General features: G+C 40.3%; 1 pseudogene. It reads right to left on the bottom strand.

What is annotated here, in order from left to right:
• A pseudogene (locus R0J88_RS22780) lies at positions 1 to 223 on the bottom strand (allophanate hydrolase); the annotation flags it as partial.
• Positions 224 to 243 lie beyond the last annotated feature (20 nt).

Genomic DNA, 243 nt, shown 5'->3' with positions numbered 1-243 from the left:
ATTTAAACGAAGCATGAGTGACGGCATTCCTGATCTGTTTTGAGAACCGCTGTGTCAGTGGGATTGGGTATAAACGGTCAATTTCCCGTTTTGGAGGCATAAGTGAACCGCATTGAGTAAATTCTGATTGGTAAGGAGTTATTTTAATAGTGTCAACGGCTATGAGCGATTTACCATTTAGTCCGCCAAAAACAGCATTTAAGTCAGTTGCTTTAGAATTCATAACAACCGGGCTTTGAATAC

It is taken from the genome of Pseudoalteromonas sp. SIMBA_162, from assembly GCF_046535955.1.
GTDB lineage: Bacteria > Pseudomonadota > Gammaproteobacteria > Enterobacterales > Alteromonadaceae > Pseudoalteromonas > Pseudoalteromonas marina.
Note: the sequence above shows the minus strand (reverse complement) of the source record. Positions and strands in the feature narration are given on the sequence as shown.